Genomic DNA, 16,366 nt, shown 5'->3' on the forward strand with positions numbered 1-16,366 from the left:
TGGCCCCAGACTTGTGAACGGAATCACACGCGCGCGTCAGTGTCGCCGTTCGCGCGGTCCCCGTCCCGACCGCCGAATCCGAGGAGCCTCATGGCGCCCACCGACCCCACCGCCGTTCCACCGACCCCTCAGCACCCTGCCCTCCACCCCGTCGTGGCCGACGTCACCGCCCGGGTGACCGACCGCAGCCGGGCCAGCCGCACGGCATACCTGCAGCGGATCTCGCGCGCGGCCTCCGAGCTGAGCCTGCGCCCGGCGCGGACCGACCTCGGCTGCTCCAACCTCGCCCACGCCGTCGCCGCGTGCGGTGGCAGCGACCGCACGGTGATGGCCGCCGACACCGGCGTCAGCCTCGGCATCATCACCTCCTACAACGACATGCTCTCGGCGCACGCGCCGTTCGAGCACTACCCCGCCGCGATGAAGCAGACCGCGCGCGAGGTCGGCGCGGTCGCCCGCGTGGCCGGCGGGGTGCCGGCGATGTGCGACGGCATCACCCAGGGACGCGCCGGCATGGAGCTCAGCCTGTTCAGCCGCGACGTCATCGCGATGTCGGCGGCGATCGCGCTCAGCCACGACGTGTTCGACGGGGTCCTGATGCTGGGCGTCTGCGACAAGATCGTGCCGGGGCTGGTCGCGGGGGCGCTGGCCTTCGGCCACCTGCCGACCGCCCTCGTGCCGGCCGGGCCGATGGCGTCGGGTCGCTCGAACGCCGAGAAGGCCGAGACCCGCAAGGCCTTCGCCGCCGGTGAGGTCGGGCGCGAGGAGCTGCTCGAGAGCGAGGTGGCGTCCTACCACTCGCCGGGCACGTGCACCTTCTACGGCACCGCCAACTCCAACCAGATGCTGATGGACGTCATGGGGCTGCACCTGCCGGGCGCGGCGTTCGTCCACCCCGACGACCCGCTGCGCGACGCGCTGACCGCGGCGACCACCGCGCGGGTCGCCGAGATCGCCGCCTCCGACACGCCCTACGGCATCGGCCAGGTCGTCGACGAGAAGGCGGTCGTCAACGGCGTCGTCGCGCTGCTCGCCACCGGCGGCTCGACCAACCACACGATGCACCTCATCTCGATGGCTGCCGCCGCAGGTATCGACCTGACGTGGGAGGACTTCGACGACCTGTCGACCGCGATCCCCTCCGTCGCCCGGATCTACCCCAACGGCCCGGCCGACGTGAACCACTTCGACGCGGCCGGTGGCACGGCCTTCCTCGTGCGCACCCTGATCGACCACGGACTCCTGCACGAGGACGTCCTGACCCTCGCAGGGCCGGGCCTGCGGCGCTACACCCAGCGGCCCGTGCTGGTCGACGGTCGGCTCGAGTTCGTCGACGTGGCAACGGAGTCCGGCGACCCGGCCGTGTTGCGCGCGGCCGACGACCCGTTCAGCGTCGACGGTGGTCTGCGGGTCCTGGGTGGCACCCTGGGCCACGCGGTCATCAAGGTGTCGGCCGTGGCGCCGGAGCACCGGGTCGTCGAGGCGCCCGCCCGCGTCTTCACCGACCAGGTGGGCTTCCTCCAGGCGTTCTCACGCCGCGAGCTCGACCGCGACGTCGTCGTGGTCATCCGCGAGCAGGGCCCGTCCGCCAACGGCATGCCCGAGCTGCACGCCCTCACCCCGTCGCTCGGCGTGCTCCAGAAGCGGGGGTATGCCGTGGCGCTGGTGACCGACGGCCGCATGAGTGGGGCGTCGGGCGCGATCCCGGCAGCCATCCACGTGACCCCCGAGTCGGTGCACGCCGGGCCGATCTCGAAGCTCCAGGACGGCGACGTGGTGCGGGTCGACTCGTTGACCGGGCGCCTCGACGTGCTGGTGGACGACGAGGAGTTCGCCGCCCGGGTGCCCTCCCCGCGGGTCAGCGAGGAAGGCATCGGCACCGGCCGTGAGCTGTTCGCCGCCATGCGCGGCGCAGTCGGCCGGGCCGACGAAGGGGCCCACGTCTTCGGCAGCCTCGGAAGGCTGTGGGAGAAGGCCGACGCCGCACCGTTCCTGAGCCACGAGGAGACCCGATGACGACCAGCAGCCTTCACACCACCGAGTCCCCGGGGGACCTGACGCCCGGCGACCCCGCGGGGAGCCGGCCGCTCCTGCGCGACGGCGCCGACGTCCTCGCCCTGGCGCCGGTCATCCCGGTCGTCGTGGTCGACACGGTCGAGCAGGCGGTGCCGCTGGCCCGTGCGCTGGTGCGCGGCGGCATACCGGTCATCGAGATCACGCTGCGCAGCGCGGCGGGGCTCGGCGCGATCGAGGCGGTGGCCTCGCAGGTCGAGGGCATGGTCGTCGGCGCCGGCACAGTGGTGACGCCGGAGCAGGTCCGACAGGTCGAGGACGCCGGCGCGCAGTTCCTGGTCACGCCGGGCTCGCCGCCGAGGTTGCTCGAGGCGGCGCTGGCCAGCGCGCTCCCCCTGCTCGCCGGGGCCGGCACGCTGACCGAGATGCTGACCCTGGCCGAGGCGGGGCTGGAGGCGATGAAGTTCTTCCCGGCCGAGGCCAGCGGCGGTCGTCCCTACCTGTCGGCGGTCTCCGGTCCGTGCCCGCAGCTGCGGTTCTGCCCGACCGGAGGCATCACGCCCGAGACGGCGGCCGCCTGGCTCGCCCTGCCCAACGTCGGCTGCGTCGGGGGCTCGTGGCTCACCCCGAAGGACGCGGTGGCCCGGGGCGACTGGGCGCGCATCGAGGCCCTGGCGGCCGAGGCGGCGGCGCTCCGCCACTGAGAGCAGGGTGGCAACACGTCGCGTGAGGGGCGACGTGTTGCCACCCGGTGGGCACCGGACGGCCCAGCGCCGGGTCGGTGCGGGCCTGCCGGCAACAGGTGGCGGGCATGGAACAGCCCGTGGGCCCTGCCGGGCCGCCTTCGAGCGGCTCGGCGTGCGCAGGGGACGACCTGCGCGGCCCACGGGCTGCGGTGAACTGCTTGGGATTGCGCCGGATGGCGGACCTCGAGCAGTCGAGGTGCGCTAGCGCGCAGTCACCTCACGCGTCCAAATTGAAATCACTTCTTGGACCACCTCCCTTCCGTGTAGCTCGACGCTAATTCGGGAAGGTCGCCCCGTGCAACAACTTTCTTTTCTCCGACCCGGGGGTCAGACCGAGGTGACGACCTCGTCGTAGTCCAAGCGGGGCAGCCGGTCCATCCAGGCGCCCTCGGCGGGACGACCGATGTTGACCACGGCGATGGTGCGGTGCGCGCCGTCGGGGAAGAACTCGCGGTCCACGCCGTCGGCGTCGAACCCGGTCATCGGGCCGGCCGCGAGGCCGGCGGCACGGACGCCGAGGATGAAGTAGGCGACCTGGAGGGTCGCGTTGAGCATCGCGGAGCCCTCACGCATCTCGTCGTTGCCTGCGAAGAGGTCGCGGGCGCCCTCGAAGTGCGGGAAGACCTTGCCGAGCTCGTCGTGGAAGTCGGTGTCGGCGGCGAGGACGGCCACCAGGGGGGCGGTGGAGGTCTTGGCCTTGTTGTTGCCGCCCATCTGCTCGACGAGGCGGCCGCGGGCCTCGGGAGTGCGCACGAGCACGATCCGCAGCGGCTGGTTGTTCATCGACGTCGGGGCCCACTTGACCAGGTCGTAGATGGCGCGCACCTGCTCCTCGGACACCGGCTCGTCGGTGAACGCGTTGGCGGTGCGGGCGTCGCGGAACAGCAGGTCCTGGGCCTCGGGGGAGAGCTCGAGGTGGTCAGCGGCGAACTGGGCCTCGAGCACGGTCAGGGAGTCGTGGGTCTGGGTCATGAGTGATTGAACAATCAACTTCATGGTTGCATTCCTCAACCACGGAGCAGCAGGTCAGCCGCCCGCCGACCCACCGACGGCGACGGCGGGGGCGGGTGCCGCGAAGTGCTCCGGACCGTCCCAGGGACAGCCGCACGACCCCCTCAGCACCACCCGGGTGGGGAGGATCTGGGGCTGCACGTCGCGCGTCCGGCCCTGGATGCGTTCGTGCAGTCTGATCGCGGCCCAGCGGCCCAGCTCGTGGGTGGGCTGGCGCACCGTGGTGAGGCCGGGGTCGACGTAGCGCGAGGCCATGATGTCGTCGAAGCCCACGATGGCCACGTCGTCGGGGACGGCGACCCCGCGGCGTCGCAGCAGGGTCAGGGTGGCCAGCGCGAGCTCGTCGTTCGCGCAGACCAGGCCGTCGACCGCGTCGCCGGCGTCGAGCAGGGCCGCCACGATCTCGGGCGCCGACGACTCCTCGAACCACACCCGCAGCGGAGGGAGCGCCTCGGTCAGCCCGGCCTCGCCCAGAGCAGCCGCGAACCCGGCATACCTGGCCGCGATGTCGTGGGAGGTCTCCGGGTCGCCCGCGAAGACCAGCCGCCTGCGGCCGTGCTCGAGGAGGTGGGTGGTCAGGGCCGAGGCGCTCTCGCAGTTCTCGACGGTGACCGTGTCGCAGCCCTCGATGGGGGTGTGCGCGAGCACGACGGTGGGGGTGTTGCGCGCCAGCGTGCGGATCATCGCGTCGCCGGCCGTGCCGTGGGTGAGGACGAGGCCGTCGACCCGCGCGAGCAGGGTCCGCAAGGTCGTGTCGAGGTCGGCGATGCCCGCGGTGAGCACGACGACCACCGACTGGCCGTACTGCGCCGCCGTCGACTCGTAACCCGCCAGGAGCTCGGCGAAGTAGGGGCCGGTGAGCCCCGGCAGCACCAGGCCGTGCGCCTCGTGCCGCTGCACGTCGATGGTCCTGGCCGCCCGCAGCGGCACGTAGTCGAGCTCCTCCACGGCGCGGAGCACCTTCTGGCGCGTGACCGGCGACGACCGGGCCGAGCCCTGCAGCACCCGCGAGACGGTCGCGATGCTGACCCCGGCCCGCTCGGCGACGGTGTAGATCGTCACCGGGCGGTCGCTGTCGGCGTCGATCGCGACCGGTGGACCAGGCTCCATGGCGACCATCTTGCCGCACCGGGGCGCGCCGGAGCAGCGCAGGCGCCGGTATGCCGCGGGCTCGCCTCAGCCCGTGGCGGCCGCCCGGTCGAAGGGGTTGGGGATGGCGTCGAGCAGGGTCTGCGTGTAGGCGTCCGCGGGGTTGCGGATCACGTCGAGGGCGTGGCCCTGCTCGACGACCCGGCCCTCCGACAGCACGAGGACCTCGTCGGCCAGCAGCCGGGCGCTGAGCAGGTCGTGGGTGATGTAGAGGACGCCGATGTCGTGGCCGGTCACCAGCTCCTGGAGCAGCTCCAGGATCTCGGCGCGGATCGACACGTCGAGGCTGGAGATCGGCTCGTCGGCCACGATCAGCTCGGGGTTGGCGGCGAGCGCCCGGGCGATGACGACGCGTTGTCGCTGTCCTCCCGAGAGCTCGTGCGGGTAGCGGTCGAGGAACCGGTTGCTCGGGGTCAGCGCCACCGTCTCGAGCAGCTCGCCGGCGACCGCATCGGCCTCCTTGGCGCCGAGTCCGCGGTGGTTGCGCAGGGGGCGCGAGAGCGTGTAGCGGAGCGTCAGGGCCGGGTTCAGCGAGCTGTAGGGGTCCTGGAACACCATCTGCACGTGCTTGCGGTAGCTGCGCAGCTGCCGCGAGCGCAGCCGCTCGACCGCGATCTCGCCGTCGGACGCGCTGAAGTGGATGGTGCCGCTCGTCGGCTTGTCGACGCCGGTGATCATCCGGGCCAGCGTCGTCTTGCCGCTGCCGCTCTGGCCGACCAGCGCGGTGACCTCGCCCTTGCGCAGCTGGAACGACACGTCGTCGACGGCGGTCAGCCGCTGGCGGGTGAAGCCCCGACGGCGCTCGAAGACCTTGGTGACCCCGTCGACCTGGAGGAAGACCTCGCCGCGCAGGGCCCGCGCGCTGTCCTCGACGGTCTTGACGAACTCCGGCCCGGCGAAGCGCCGGGTCGGCTCCGGGAGGTCGACCGGACGGTCCGCGGACGGACCGCGCTGCAGGTGCGCGACGTGGCAGGCCACCTTGCCGGCGGCCAGGGGGAGCAGCGGCGGGTCGTCGGTCGTGCAGCGCTCGATGGCCTCGGGGCAGCGGTCGGCGAAGCGGCACCCCGAGATGGGCCGGGTGAGGTCCGGCGGCCGGCCCGGGATGTAGGTGACCCGGACCGTGTCGGCGCGGGGGTTGCCGTACGACCCCAGCAGGCCCTTGGAGTAGGGGTGCAACGGGTCCTCCACGAGGGAGGCGGCGGGTTGCTCCTCGACGAGCTGGCCGGCATACATCACGAAGATCCGGTCGGACAGCTCCATGACGGTGCCGATGTCGTGGCTGATGAACAGCACCGCGAAGCCCTGCTCCTTCTGGAGCCGGCGCACCGCCTCGAGGATCGAGCGCTGCACCACGACGTCGAGGCCGGTGGTGGGCTCGTCGAGGAGGACGAAGCGCGGCCGGTTCGACAGGGCCAGCGCGAGGTTGACGCGCTGCTTCATGCCGCCGGAGAGCTCGTGCGGGTAGGCGGTCATGAACTTGGGGTCGATCATGACCATCTCGAACAGCTCGCGGATGCGGGCCGTCACGGCGTCGCCCCGCAGGTCGCTGTGCTCCTCGATCGCGTCGCGGAACTGGGCCGCCACGCGCATCACGGGGTTGAGCGAGTTCATGCTGCTCTGGAACACCGTGGCGATGTCACGCCACCGGCGCTGCCGCAGCTCCTCCTGGGACAGGGTGGTGAGGTCGACCCCGTCGAACTCGATCGAGCCGCCACTGATCCGGCCCGGCTTGGAGAGCAGACTGAGCAGGGCCATGGCCAGCGTCGACTTGCCACTGCCGGACTCACCGATCAGGCCGACGAACTCGCCGTCCATGAGGTCGAAGCTGACCTGGTCGACGGCGGTGAGGGCGGGCGACATCTTGGGCTCGAACCGGACGCTGAGGTCGCGGACCCGGAGCAACGGGGCGGCCGGGTCGGTCACTGCACCTGTCGTGGTGGTCATGTCAGTCCTCCCTGAGGTGGGGGTTGGACAGCAGGTCGACCCCGAAGTTGATGAACGTCAGCGAGGTGATGAGCAGCGCCAGCACGAGGCCGGGAGCGAGCACCCACGCCCACAGTCCCTGGCCGACCGCGCCCTGGGCGTCCGCCTGGTAGAGCATCGTCCCCCACGAGATCGTGTTGGGGTCGCCGAGGCCGAGGAAGGACAGGCCCGCCTCCGCGCCGATCGCGCCGGTGGACGCACCGACGAAGCCGGCCGCCACGAGGGACGTCATGCTGGGCATGATCTCCCGGAAGATGATCCGCCCGGAGCCTTCGCCGGCGAACTTGGCCGCCGTGACGAAGTCGCGGTTGCGCAGGGTGATGATCTGCGACCGCTTCGCCCTGGCGTGGCCGGCCCACGAGGTGATCCCGATGACGAACACGATGAGCGGGACGCCGCGCACCTCGCTGTAGGCGATGAGGACGATCATCAGGGGCAGCACCGGCACGACGATCGCGACGTTGGTGATGAAGGACAGCACGTCGTCGACGATCGTGCCCTCCTTGTAGCCCGACCACATGCCGATGACGAGGGCGATGGAGGTCGACACGAGGCCGCCGAACAGCCCGACGACGAGCGAGATGCGGCTGCCGTAGACGAGCTGGGCGAAGATGTCGGCGCCCTGGCTCGTGGTGCCGAGGTAGTGCTCACCGCTGGGCGGCAGCAGCGCCTCGAAGTCGGACCGCGTCCCGTCGTAGGGCGCGATGACCGGGGCCAGTGCCGCGACGAGGATGAACGCGAGCAGCAGGAGCACGCCGATCCGGGCCTTGGTGTTGCCCCAGATGAGCTGCCACCAGCGTTGCTGCGTGTAGCCGGCGTCGCCGGCGCTGCGTTCGTCCGAGCGGTCGCCGGGGCGCTCGTCGGCGCCGGTCTGCACCACACCTGCGGTCATGACTCCGACCTCCTGGCTCGCGGGTCCAGCACGCCGTAGAGCAGGTCCGCGATGAGGTTCGCGAGCAGGACGCCGATGATGATGAACAGCAGCAGGGTCTGCAGCAGCGGGAAGTCGCGGTTGCCGATGGCCTCACCCATGAGGCGACCCATGCCGGGGTAGTCGTAGATCTTCTCGACCAGGATCGACCCGCCGAGGACGCCGCCGAGGGCGATGGCGAAGCCGGTGACGCTGGGCAGCAAAGCGTTCCGCGCGGCATACCGGAGTGCCACGACGCGGTCGGGCAGGCCCTTGGCCTTGGCCAGCCGGATGTAGTCCTCGCCGAGGTTCATGACCATGGTGTTGCGCATGCCGAGGATCCACCCGATCGGGGCGGTGATCAGCAGCGACAGCGCAGGGAGGATGGAGTGGTATGCCGCGTCGGCGACGAAGGCGCCGTTGAGCCCCGGCGTCGTGGCCGAGTAGCCGCCTCCGGTCGGGAACCAGCCCACCGTGTAGCCGAAGATGAACAACAGCAGCAACGCGATCCAGAAGGACGGCAGGGTGCCGAGGAACGTGGAGCCGAGGGTGACGATGCTGTCGAAGCGGGTGTTGCGCCGCCACGCGGCATACGCACCGAGGGAGATCCCGATGACGAAGGCCAGGATCTGTGTGACCCCCACGAGGACCAGGGTCCAGGGGAGGGCCTGGCCGATCACCTCGGTCACCGGGTAGGGGTAGTAGGTGTACGAGATGCCGAAGTCGCCGTGGGCCAGCGCCTTGAGGTAGGCGAGGTACTGCTCGAACAGGCTCCCGTCGGGGGCGCCCAGCATGGCCCGCATGGCCTCGACGGCGGCCGGGTTGATCTGGGCGTCCTTGCCCGCCAGCTTCTGGACCATCACCTCGGCGGGGTCACCGGGCTGGAGCCTGGGGATGATGAAGTTGAGGGTGATCGCGGCCCAGAGGGTCGCGAGGAAGAACGCGATCTTGCGCGCGAAGTACCTCACGGCGGACCTGCCTCTCCCACGCTCCGGCTGTCCCCCTGCCGGCCCGTGGGGGCGTCGGTGTCGACGCCCCCACGGGTCCAGAGGGTGCTCAGGCACCCGGAGGCCGGCAAGGTCATCGCGCCGGCTTCAGGTGGGTGAGGATGAGCAGCCGGTCGTCGGCGGGCTGGGCGTAGGGGTCTGCCTCGCTGGGCCAGCCGACGGCCTTGTCGGTGCGATAGAGGATGCGCGCCGGGGCGTAGATCAGGGGCGTCACCGGATACTGCGTCATCATCGTGTCGACGAGCGTCCCGACGAGCTCCTTCTGCTTCGCCTCGTCGGTCGTGGCGCTGAGCTCCTTCAGCGTCGCGTCGGTGGCGGGGTCGTTCCAGCGCTCGACGTTGGGCAGGATCTCGGTCTTGGTGGGGATCTGGTCGGACGCCAGCTTGCCGCCGAAGTTCTTGGCGTTGTCGCAGCCACCGTTGAAGTACTCGAACATGAGCTGGAAGTCGCCGGACTTCTTCTGGGCGTCGACGCTCTCGGGCGCCGTGGCCGTCAGCTTGGTGGTCACGCCGACCGAGTTGAGGTTGCGCACGACGACCTCGGCCATCGACTGGTAGTCGATGTAGCCGGCCTGGACGGTGAACGCGATGCTGAGCGGCTTGCCGTCCTTGCCCCTCCGCTTGCCGTCGCTGCCCTTGGTGTAGCCCGCGGCGTCGAGCATCTGGTTGGCCTTGGCGGCGTCGAACTTGATGACCGTGTCGGCGCCACCGTTCGCGGCGTACTTCGCGGGCAGCAGCTTGGCCGCCGCCGGGAGCTTGAGCCCGGTCTGGCTGGCCGGCTTCATGATCCCGTAGGTCGCCTTCTGGGACATCTCGTCGCGGTTCAGCGCGGGGGCGAGCGCCTCGCGGAACTTCGGGTCGTCGAACGGAGCCTTCTCGACGTTCGGGGTCAGCACCGTGGAGCCGTTGGGGGCGTACCAGAAGTGGTTGGTCTTCCGGTCGGCGCCGACGAAGGAGCGCTCCGGGTTGGGGATCTCACCCCAGTAGGCGTCGAGCTGCCCGGAGCGGAGCTTGAGCGCGGCCTGCGAGGCGTCGTAGTTGCCCTCCAGGACCAGCTTCTGGACCTTGACCTTGTCGGCCTGCCAGTAGTCGGGGCGGCGGACCAGCTCGAGGCGGCGGCCGTTGTACTGGCCGACCTTGAACGGGCCGGAGCCGGCCGGGGACTTGTCGATGTACTTGGTGACGTCGCCGACCTTGCTGTAGACGTGCTCCGGCAGGATCTGGAGCTTGATCAGCTCGTCGAACTTCGGAGCGGCGTTGCCCGCGAAGACGATCTTGACCTTGTTGCCCTCGGCGGTGATGGACTTGGCGGGGGCGCCGAACGTCGGCTTCCAGATCGCCGCCCGGTCGATCGCCGGGTACTTCTTCGCCAGGTTGTATGTGAAGGCCACGTCCTTGGCCGTCAGCGGCTGGCCGTCGCTCCACTTCACGCCCTCACGGATGGTGAAGGTCAGCTCGCTCGCGTCACCGCCCCACTTGTAGTCGGTGGCGAGCCACGGGGTGATCTCGCAGGTGATGCCGTTGCGGATCATCACCTGCTCGTAGAGCCACGTCTTCGTCAGCGCGTTGACGGCGTACGGGTTGTAGTCGACCAGACCACCCATGGCCGCGGGCGCGTCGCTCGGGAAGGTGAGCTGGGCGATCATGCCGTCGCCGCCTGCGCCCCCACTCTTGCCTGAGGCGCCTCCGCCGGCACATGCCGTCATGCCAAGGGCTCCGCAAACTGCAAGAGCCACAACGGTTTTAGTCTTTCGAGCAATAGTCGTCGCCATTGACTGACCTCCGGTGGTGAATGTCTTTTCACCCTGAGATGGTCGAACGTCGCATGTCAACGGTTATTGCCATGAAAGTACTTTCATGGACCAGGTTCGTGCTCAGCGATTGAGTTTCATTTATTTACAAGGGATTTCGCCTTGTCTTTCAAGGTGACTCGACTGCTATACACGAGGGGTGCCTTCCAGGACGAATGCGATGACGCGTGGCCACCACGAGCTCTCCAGTGCCTCCGGGCTGCGGGCGGTGTTCACCGCACACGCCTGTCTGGCCCGTCTCGACGTCGCTGACACGTCACTGCTGATGTATCCGGCGAGCGCTCACGAGGCAGGTCCGGCCAACCTCTACCTGCGCCGGCTCGACGGTGATGCGGCGGCGTGGGTGCCGCTGCTCGGGCCGTCCAGCCGGAGCGTGGTGACGTGGGCGGAGCAGGGCCCCGTCGTCACCGGTGAGTGGGACGGTCTGCGGTATGCCGCGCGGTTCCTCCTCGCCGAGGGTGCCCCCGCGTGGTTCTGGCACGTCAGCGTGGAGAACACCCGCGACACGGAGGTGGCGGTCGACGTGGTGCTCGCCCACGACCCGGGCCTGGCGCCGTACGACGCGATCCGCATCAACGAGTTCTACGTCAGCCAGTACCTCGACCTGACGCCCGTCACGACCGCCCACGGCACCGCCCTCGCCGTCCGGCAGAACATGCCTGGGCCGGCGGTGCCGTGGCTGCTGCTCGGATCGCTCGGCCGGGGACGCGGCTGGGCCACGGACACCCTCCAGCTCGTCCGCGGCGCGACCCGGCCGGGCGTGCCCGACGCCCTGTCCGCCGCCGCCCTCCCTTCCCACCGGCTCCAGCACGAGCACGCCCTCGCCGTGCTCCAGGACGCCCCCGTGCAGCTGGCCGCCGGCGGCCGCCACGACACCGGCTTCTACGGGATCTACAGCCCCGACCACCCGGATGCGACGTCGGATGCCGACGCCGCGTGGGCGACGCAGGCCCTCGCCCAGCCCGAGGCCGACGCCCAGGTGGGCGCCCGGTCGCCGGGGTCCGCCGACGGTGACCCGGCTGCCGCGGCTGAGCGGTCCCTCTTCAGCGAGGCACCCGCCCTGGTCGCCGACGACCTCGACACCGACACCCTCGCCGAGCTGTCCGGCCACTCCGACCCGCGACACCTCGAGACCGACGCCGACGGCGCGGTGCTCTCGTGGTTCGGCGGCGACGGCGCGCACGTCGTCACCGCGGCCAAGGAGCGCCAGGTGCTGCGACCGCACGGACACGTGCTGCGCACCGGCGACGCCCTCGTCCCCGACACCGGGTCGCTGACCTCCACGCTCTGGATGACCGGGGCGTTCCACTCGCAGCTGACCCGCGGCCACGTCGGCCGCGGCCGCCTGCTGTCGACCAGGCGCGGCTACCTCGGGGTGCAGCGTGCCCACGGCCTGCGCATCTTCGTGGAGGACCCGTCCACGCCCCGGGGCTGGGCACTCCTCGAGCTGCCCAGCGCCTGGTCGCTGCGCACCGACGGCGCCACCTGGTGGTACGCCCGCGACGACCTGGCCCTCGAGGTCAGCTCCACCGCCACGGCGGGCTCGCACGAGCTCGGGCTGTCGGTCCGCTGGTTGTCCGGCGCGCCGCGGCGGCTGCTGGTGGCCCTCAACATCGCCCTGTCGGGCGACGACGGGCTCGACGCCGCGGCCTACGACGTGGTCACGCACGAGCGTGGCGTGGACGTGGGGGACGGCACCGCAGCCCTCCACCTCCAGTGGGCCGCGGGCGACGTGTCCGTGGCGGGTGACGGCCCGCTCTTCCCCGACGGTGCGGACCGCGGCACCCCGTGGGTGACGCTCGACGTCCAGCCACGTGGACGCTTCGCCCTGACGCTCGGCGTGACCTGCGAGGCCCCTGACCTCGAGGTGCAGCCGGGCGCCGACCAGCACCTCGGCCCGCAGTGGCCGGCCACGGTCGCCGGCGCGCTCCGGCTCACCGCAGGCGCCGCGGACGCGAGCCTGGCGGCCGAGGTGGCGCGCATCGACACCGCCCTGCCGTGGTTCACCCAGAACGCCCTCGTGCACTACCTCTCGCCGCGCGGGCTGGAGCAGTTCTCCGGCGGCGCGTGGGGCACGCGCGACGTCTGCCAGGGACCGGTGGGGCTCCTCACCGCCCTCGGTCGAGACCACGAGCAGCGCGACGTCCTCCTGCGGATCTTCCGTGCCCAGAACGCCCGGGGCGACTGGCCGCAGGCCTTCGACTTCCTCCCGCCGCTCGCGGAGAGCGGTCAGCACGACGCCCACGGTGACGTCCTCTACTGGCCCGTGCTCGCCGTGGGCGACTACCTGCAGGCGACCCGCGACGCCTCGCTGCTGAGCGAGGGCCTGCCCTTCGTCGGCGACGACGGGCTGACTGCCCCCGCGTCGGTGGAGGACCACCTGCGCCGCGCCCTCGACCGCGTCGCGGAGGTCCGCGTCCCGGGGTCGCCGCTGCCGGCCTACGGCCACGGTGACTGGAACGACTCGCTCCAGCCGGCCGACCCGCACCTCGCCGCTCGTCTGGTGTCCACCTGGACGACCGTGCTGCTGGTGACCGCGCTGCGCTCGCTCGCCGACGGGCTGGAGTCGTGCGGTGCAGCGCCCGACCTCGTCACGCGCGCCCGCACCGCGGCCGACGCGGCGCACACGGCGATCACCGACGACCTCGTCGTCGACGGGGTGCTGCCCGGCTACGTCCTGCTGAACGACGACGGCACGTCCGAGCCGCTGGTGCACCCGCGCGACACCCGCACCGGCCTCACCTACGGCGTGCTGCCCTGGATCCATGCGATCTCGGCCGACCTGCTCAGCCCCGAGCAGGCGCGGCACCACCTCGACCTGATCGACGAGCACCTGCTCGGTCCCGACGGTGCGCGGTTGTTCGACCGGCCCGTCACCTACCGTGGTGGACCGATGACCGTCTTCCAGCGGGCCGAGGCGAGCACGTTCTGGGGCCGGGAGATCGGGCTCATGTACATGCACGCGCACCTGCGCTACGCCGAGGCCCTGGCGCGGGTCGGTGACGCCGACCGGCTCTTCGCCGCGCTCTGCCAGGCCAACCCGATCGGTGTGACCGAGCGCGTGCCGCGGGCCCGGCCGCGCCAGAGCACGACGTACTACTCGTCGTCCGACGGGGTCTTCGACGACCGACTCGACGCGAGCGAGCGGTATGCCGCGCTGATGGCCGGCGACGTCGACCTCGAAGGCGGGTGGCGGGTCTACTCCTCCGGGCCGGGTCTCTACCTCCGGCTGCTGGCCGAGACGCTGCTGGGGGTCCGGTCGCGGGGCGACCGGGTGGAGCTCGACCCCGTCCTCGCCCCCGGCCTCGACGGACTCACTGCACGGATCCCGTTGGGGGACAAGCGACTCCGGGTGACCTACCGTGTCGGAGGCGCCGGCTTCGGCGTGGTGCGGGTCACCTCGGGTGGCCGTGAGCTGACGACGGCACCGCTGGTCAACCCCTACCGCGCCGCGGGCGTCAGCGTGACGCGCGGCGACCTCCTGGCCCGGGCCTCGGGTGACGAGGTCGAGCTGGTCGTGGAGCTCTCCTGACATGGGCGACCACACCTCCGATCGGCCGTGGCTCGACGCCGCACTCCCCGTGCCCGAGCGGGTCGAGCACCTGCTGGGCCGGATGACGTTGCAGGAGAAGGTCGGCCAGACCCACCAGGTCGCCAACATCCACCCGCACGACGATGCCGCGCAGCTGGCCGCGGGGAGCATCGGCTCCAGCCTCTTCGCGAGTGGCGCGACCGGTGGCAACGAGCGTGACGAGGGTGTCCTCGCCGTCAACATCGACGCCGTGCAGCGGCACGCGGTGGAGGAGAGCCGGCTCGGCATACCGGTGCTGTTCGGACGCGACGTCATCCACGGCCACCGCACCGTGTGCCCGATCCCGCTGGGGCTCGCGGCATCCTTCGACGAGTCCCTCGTCGAGGAGGTGGCCGCCCTGGCTGCGGCGGAGGCCGTCGTCGACGGCGTGGCCTGGACCTTCGCGCCGATGGTCGACCTGTCCGAGGAGCCGCGCTGGGGCCGGGTCGCCGAGTCGCTCGGCGAGACGCCGGTGCTCAGCGGACGGCTGGCGGCCGCGATGGTGCGGGGCTTCCAAGGTGCCGACCCCTCCGATGCAGACCGGATCGCGGCCTGTGCGAAGCACTTCGCCGGCTACGGGCTCTCGGCCGGAGGGCGCGACTACGACAGCGTGTCCGTCGGCGAGAACACCCTGCGCAACCTCCACCTGCGTCCCTTCCACCAGGCGGTGGAAGCCGGGGTCGGCACCGTCATGGCGGCCTTCAACGACGTCGACGGCACGCCGATGCACGCTCATCGCCACCTCCTGCGCGACGTGCTCAAGGGCGAGTGGGGCTTCGACGGGGTGGTGGTGGCCGACTGGAACGGCATCGGCCAGCTGGTGCTCCAGGGCGTCGCCGCAGACCTGCGCGACGCCGCCCGCCAGGCCATCGAGGCCGGCGTCGACCTCGACATGTGCTCGGGCTCGTATGCCGCGCACCTCGCCGACCTCGTCGAGTCCGGTGAGGTGGACGTCGCGCTCGTCGACGACGCCGTGCGACGGCTGCTGACCCTCAAGTTCCGGCTCGGCCTCTTCGAGAAGCCCTACGTCGGCGACGTCGGCCGCAGCAACGCCCCGACCGCGCAGACGAGGCAGCTCGCCCGCCGAGCCGCGCGCGCCGCCCACGTCCTGGTGTCGAACAACGGCCTGCTCCCGCTCGCTGCCGCGACCGGCACCGTGCACCTGTCCGGGCCCTACGCGGAAGCGGGCGAAGAGCTGCTCGGCACGTGGACCCTCGACGGGCGGGGGGAGGACGTGGTGTCGCCGGCCGTCGCGTTCGCGGAGCGCCTGGGCGACCGGCTGCTGGTCACCGACGGGCGGTTCAGCGACCGCGCGGTGCAGCAGGTCCGCAACGCCGACGTCACGGTGGCCGTGGTCGGCGAGCACCCGTGGCGCTCGGGCGAGGCCAACTCGGTCACCGACATCGGCCTGCCCGCCGGACAGCTCGACTACGTGCGCCAGCTCGCGCGCATCGGCAAGCCGCTCGTCGTGGTCGTCTACACCGGCCGCCCCCTGGAGCTCGGCGAGGTCCTGGACCTGGCCGACGCCGTCCTCGTCGTCTGGCACCCCGGCGTCGAGGCCGGGCCGGCCCTGGCCGATGTCGTCTTCGGCGACGTCAGCCCGCACGGCCGGCTGCCCATGACCTTCCCCCGGACGACCGGCCACATCCCGACCAGCACCCACCAGCGACCCACCGGCCGGGTCATCACGCTCGACCAGGACGACCGCCAGGGCCGCTACCTCGACGACCGGGTGTTCCCGCGCCTGCCGTTCGGGCACGGCCTGGCCTACACGACGTTCGACTACGGCGCGCTGCGGACGGGCGGGCCGGGCGAGCTCGCGGTCGACGGCGAGCTCGTCGTCGAGGTCGACGTCACCAACACCGGTGACCGGGCCGGCCGCGAGGTCGTGCAGCTGTCGTTCCGCGACCCGGTCGCCCAGGTCACCCGCCCGCTGACGGAGCTGGTCGACTGGGTGGCGCTCGACCTCGAGCCGGGGGAGAAGGGCACCGCCACCTTCACCGTGCGCAGCGACCAGCTCGCCTACTACGGGCGCGACAACGTCCTGCGGCTCGACCCCGGCGAGATCGTCCTGACGGCCGGTCCGGACGCCCTGCACGGTTCGCGCCTGTCCATCACCGTCAACGCCTGACCCGTCCCCCACGGCCGACCCCTCCGACTGTCCCC

The 16,366-nt window shown here is 71.5% G+C and carries 10 protein-coding genes; 4 read left to right on the top strand and 6 right to left on the bottom strand.

Annotation, left to right across the window (positions count from 1 at the left end; all coding sequences use genetic code 11):
• Positions 1–90: 90 nt before the first annotated feature.
• Entirely contained in the window at positions 91–2,016 is a 1,926-nt protein-coding gene (gene edd / locus ABD262_RS15470; protein ID WP_344138091.1) for a phosphogluconate dehydratase, read from the top strand.
• Positions 2,013–2,717 carry a bifunctional 4-hydroxy-2-oxoglutarate aldolase/2-dehydro-3-deoxy-phosphogluconate aldolase gene (gene eda, locus ABD262_RS15475; protein ID WP_344138094.1) on the top strand — a complete coding sequence of 235 codons (705 nt, stop codon included), beginning with the start codon at positions 2,013–2,015 and terminating at the stop codon, positions 2,715–2,717. The genes edd and eda overlap by 4 nt, the downstream gene beginning before the upstream one ends.
• 369 nt (positions 2,718–3,086) lie before the next feature.
• Here the strand turns inward: eda and ABD262_RS15480 are convergent, their stop codons facing one another.
• From ABD262_RS15480 to ABD262_RS15505, 6 genes are all read right to left on the bottom strand, one after another.
• Entirely contained in the window at positions 3,087–3,731 is a 645-nt protein-coding gene (locus tag ABD262_RS15480) for a malonic semialdehyde reductase (protein WP_344138096.1), read from the bottom strand.
• 54 nt (positions 3,732–3,785) lie between these two features.
• Positions 3,786–4,880: a LacI family DNA-binding transcriptional regulator gene (locus ABD262_RS15485; RefSeq protein WP_344138099.1), complete on the bottom strand. Its 1,095-nt coding sequence runs from the start codon at positions 4,878–4,880 to the stop codon at positions 3,786–3,788.
• A gap of 66 nt (positions 4,881–4,946) precedes the next feature.
• Positions 4,947–6,863 carry an ABC transporter ATP-binding protein gene (locus ABD262_RS15490; RefSeq protein ID WP_344138102.1) on the bottom strand — a complete coding sequence of 639 codons (1,917 nt, stop codon included), beginning with the start codon at positions 6,861–6,863 and terminating at the stop codon, positions 4,947–4,949.
• A gap of 1 nt (position 6,864) precedes the next feature.
• Positions 6,865–7,794 (bottom strand): ABC transporter permease, encoded by a 930-nt coding sequence (locus tag ABD262_RS15495; protein ID WP_344138105.1) that lies wholly within the window; start codon positions 7,792–7,794, stop codon positions 6,865–6,867.
• On the bottom strand, positions 7,791–8,780 hold the full coding sequence (locus ABD262_RS15500) for an ABC transporter permease (RefSeq protein ID WP_344138108.1): 990 nt from the start codon (positions 8,778–8,780) through the stop codon (positions 7,791–7,793). The genes ABD262_RS15495 and ABD262_RS15500 overlap by 4 nt, the downstream gene beginning before the upstream one ends.
• A 112-nt stretch (positions 8,781–8,892) precedes the next feature.
• Entirely contained in the window at positions 8,893–10,464 is a 1,572-nt protein-coding gene (locus ABD262_RS15505; protein WP_344138111.1) for an ABC transporter substrate-binding protein, read from the bottom strand.
• A gap of 325 nt (positions 10,465–10,789) precedes the next feature.
• Between ABD262_RS15505 and ABD262_RS15510 the strand changes: the two genes are divergently transcribed.
• Positions 10,790–14,161, top strand: coding sequence for a GH36-type glycosyl hydrolase domain-containing protein (locus tag ABD262_RS15510; protein WP_344138114.1), 3,372 nt, complete (start codon positions 10,790–10,792; stop codon positions 14,159–14,161).
• Position 14,162: 1 nt separating this feature from the next.
• Entirely contained in the window at positions 14,163–16,331 is a 2,169-nt protein-coding gene (locus ABD262_RS15515) for a glycoside hydrolase family 3 N-terminal domain-containing protein (protein WP_344138117.1), read from the top strand.
• Positions 16,332–16,366: the final 35 nt, after the last annotated feature.

The organism is Pedococcus bigeumensis, from assembly GCF_039531795.1.
Classification (GTDB): domain Bacteria; phylum Actinomycetota; class Actinomycetes; order Actinomycetales; family Dermatophilaceae; genus Pedococcus; species Pedococcus bigeumensis.

Bases quoted from the DNA above. Each gene is read 5' to 3' on its own strand.
- eda (WP_344138094.1), top strand. From the start codon at position 2,013: ATGACGACCAGCAGCCTTCACACCACCGAGTCCCCGGGGGACCTGACG.
- ABD262_RS15510 (WP_344138114.1), top strand. From the start codon at position 10,790: ATGACGCGTGGCCACCACGAGCTCTCCAGTGCCTCCGGGCTGCGGGCG.
- edd (WP_344138091.1), top strand. From the start codon at position 91: ATGGCGCCCACCGACCCCACCGCCGTTCCACCGACCCCTCAGCACCCT.
- ABD262_RS15515 (WP_344138117.1), top strand. From the start codon at position 14,163: ATGGGCGACCACACCTCCGATCGGCCGTGGCTCGACGCCGCACTCCCC.
- ABD262_RS15485 (WP_344138099.1), bottom strand. From the start codon at position 4,880: ATGGAGCCTGGTCCACCGGTCGCGATCGACGCCGACAGCGACCGCCCG.
- ABD262_RS15495 (WP_344138105.1), bottom strand. From the start codon at position 7,794: ATGACCGCAGGTGTGGTGCAGACCGGCGCCGACGAGCGCCCCGGCGAC.
- ABD262_RS15480 (WP_344138096.1), bottom strand. From the start codon at position 3,731: ATGACCCAGACCCACGACTCCCTGACCGTGCTCGAGGCCCAGTTCGCC.
- ABD262_RS15490 (WP_344138102.1), bottom strand. From the start codon at position 6,863: ATGACCACCACGACAGGTGCAGTGACCGACCCGGCCGCCCCGTTGCTC.
- ABD262_RS15505 (WP_344138111.1), bottom strand. From the start codon at position 10,464: ATGATCGCCCAGCTCACCTTCCCGAGCGACGCGCCCGCGGCCATGGGT.